This window comes from Dethiosulfatibacter sp., from assembly GCF_983023055.1.
The window spans coordinates 1-2,958 of the sequence record NZ_CEZJXU010000337.1 but is presented as its reverse complement, the minus strand read 5'-3'; the positions used below and the strand labels follow the sequence as shown (position 1 = coordinate 2,958).

At 38.5% G+C, this 2,958-nt stretch carries 2 protein-coding genes; both read right to left on the bottom strand.

What is annotated here, in order from left to right; all coding sequences use genetic code 11:
* Positions 1-693 precede the first annotated feature (693 nt).
* A complete protein-coding gene (gene grdD, locus AC3AX0_RS10635; RefSeq protein WP_487550266.1) occupies positions 694-1,857 on the bottom strand; it encodes a glycine/sarcosine/betaine reductase complex component C subunit alpha in 1,164 nt (387 codons plus the stop codon).
* A gap of 4 nt (positions 1,858-1,861) precedes the next feature.
* On the bottom strand, positions 1,862-2,958 hold a 1,097-nt coding region (gene grdC, locus AC3AX0_RS10630; protein WP_487550265.1), incomplete at its 5' end, for a glycine/sarcosine/betaine reductase complex component C subunit beta.

Here is a 2,958-nt window from a genome sequence, read left to right as displayed (position 1 = left end):
ACATTACTCGTTTCAGGAACCTGCTTAATGGGGATAATAATATTCATTTACTTCCTCCTTCGGTAGTATGGTACGACCTACGGTTGGGGATAACCAAATTGTGATGGTCACACCAATATATATATATTATATAATAACCTTTTCCAGTCAACAATATATGATATTTAATTAACAAAAAGTCGTTTTATAAATTTGGACTCCTTATCAACCAGATGAATTCGTAGCTATATTCAGTATCAAAATATAAGGTTTGCATCATCTAATCGACTTAACCCTCCTAGAGATTCATCTTTCAAATTTAAACATTTTCTTCACGGAAGTCCAACTAATATTTTGTCTAGTCTCAAATATAATCGACCCTCTTCAAATATTACAAAATATTAATAATAGGGCATTGTGTTTTGTTAATCTTTTGTCAATTACGAAAATTTCATAATAATACGGATTGAAAAGCCTCATTGTGATTTCCTGTAATAAAAAACTGCCCTTTAAAAAGAACAGTTTTTCAATATAGATATTTACATTATCTCAATAAAAAGCATTTTGCTAAACACATGAATACTTGGTATCGGATAATAAATTTTAATATTTAAAGGAACGGATAATTTTTTGTTGTTTGTATAGTTGATATTGTATATATGGAGTTGTTAAACTACCGTTCCTAGAAATCAATTTTCAAAAAACAAAGAGGAACTAGCCTGCCATGAATTCAGCCTTCACAAGAGCTGCTACTGCATCCTTGACCTTGGCATCACTTACTCTAACTATTGGACCTGTGCATCCCATGCCGCTTTCGGCATAGATGTCTTCCTTCCATAAGGCTTCCACTGCATCTTCAAGATCCATTATGTCTATTCCTGCAATCTGTCCCGTTACAATTTCCTTTTCAGGAATCTTAACTTCTTCTTTTGATTCAACTTTTTTGGTTTCCTTTAATGATTCAAGTATTTCATTAAGGCCTGCCTTTTTTGCCGCTTCAAACTCTGCGCTGCATTTTTCTGCAAGTCTTCCCTTTGCAAGGTCCTTTGCATAGGACAGTGCATTTGCTACTACGGGAATGCCTGAAGCCCTTGAAAGGATAAGTATTGTCCTGTCGTAGTTTTCACCTATTCCAGGTCCGTATCCGAATCCCGATGCTTCGTAGCTTCCTCCCGTTGTGAAGGATGAGAACACCTTCATCATTATGTTTCCTGTAAGGGTATCTGTTACCATTATATCTGCTGTTCCTATTAGGAGGTCATTTCCTCTCATTACGGCTCCGCCGTCTGAACGCATTGATTCTGCGAAGTTTATCTTATATCCCTTTGAATCTAAATCCTTAAGGGCTCTTTCAACCTGTCTTGCTCCGTCTAGGTTTAGTATCCCTACTGTAGGCTTTTCTATTCCCATTGCTTTTGCCGTTATTATTCCGTGAAGGGCGTTTTTTACCATTGCTTCGCTTCTGTGTAGCGATGATGTGCCCGTTGTTGTTGCTAGATACATCTCCTTTCCCATTCCTGGAGTGAATACTTTTCCTACTGTTGATACTCCTATTGGGAAGTTGTAGTGCATGGTTACACATGAATCTATGTATTTTGTATCGAGAAGTTCTTCCATCTTATTGTGCATGTCTGATTCACAGTCTATTTCTACGGTCTCAAGTTGTGAATCATTCTTTGGTCCTATTAGGATTACTTCCATGTCTGGGTTGTTTCTTGCGGCTAGTTCTGCTCCCTTTATTAGGTTTTCGCTTCCGTGCTCGCTTCCAAGTATTGTTATTCCTACCTTTGTTTTTTCTCCGAATGATCCTGTTTCTATTGCTTCTGCTATATCTAGCATTGTTTTTCCAATGAGTTGTTTTATCTTTTTCTCTTCCATATGATTACTCCTGTCCGTCGAGCATTTGTGTTGCAAATCCTCTCATTGCTTCAGCTATCATATTTTTTACAACTTCTTGCGATACTGTGCTTTCTGGTGCCTCATCCGATGCACCGGGGTTTCTTTCGAGTATTACTGATACTCCGTCAAATAGGTTGGTCATACGACCTAGGAATAGACTTCCTTTTCCTACTATCATTGCCTTGTTTAAATCTCCTGTTGTAAGGTCTTCCATTGCAAATCCAAGATATGGCACTCCTGATGGTATATGTCCCTGGGTTGGTGCCCATCCGTTCATTCCATGATCTTTAACGAATCCCAGGAGTTCTTTTCTTTCTATGTCTTTTCTCTTTACTCCAAGGGCTCCTATCATCTTGTAGTTTGATTCTGGAACGTTTCCTGCTCCTGCTGGTTTTGTTATGTCTGGATTTTGCATTTCTACTGAATATTTGTCTATATCTGTTATTTTAAGTCCTGCCTTATCAAGAGGGTCTGTAATAAGTGCTGTTATTACTGCCTGGGGAGAGGATCCTGTTCCTACTGTATGTCTTCCTACAAGGTCTGTTCTTATTTGTGGGTTTATGCCGTCATTTTCGCTTATTAGTATTGCAAATGCTCCTAGTACGTCTTCAAGTACTGGCATGTCCTTTTTGACATGGTCTTTTCCATTCATTCCAAGCTTTGCAGTTGCTCCACCTGCCACTATTACTACATTTTTATATACTCCTGCCTTTACAAGGGCTGATGCCTGGATAAGTGCATGTACAGGTGCTGCACAGAATCCTCTTGTATCTGATCCTGTTGCATTTATTGCATTACATTTTTCTGCTATTGCTTTGGCGAAGTTTCCTCCACCTCTTTGATTCATGTCTCCACATGCTTCTTCGGAGCATTCTATTACATAGTCTATGGATGCTGCATCTATGTTGTTCTTTTCAAGTAGGTTGTTAAATGCTAGCACTCCAGATGCCTTTACTACAAGGTTTTCAAAGAGTATATGGGATGTAAGGTTTGAATCTACATCATGGGCTCTCTTTACGCATCCAACTAGTTTTCCATCGTTGTATAGTCCTTCAGCATGGTCTGCAACTGCAGCCTCTA

Coding starts and splice junctions, on each gene's coding strand:
- grdD (WP_487550266.1), bottom strand. CDS start 1,857: ATGGAAGAGAAAAAGATAAAACAACTCATTGGAAAAACAATGCTAGAT.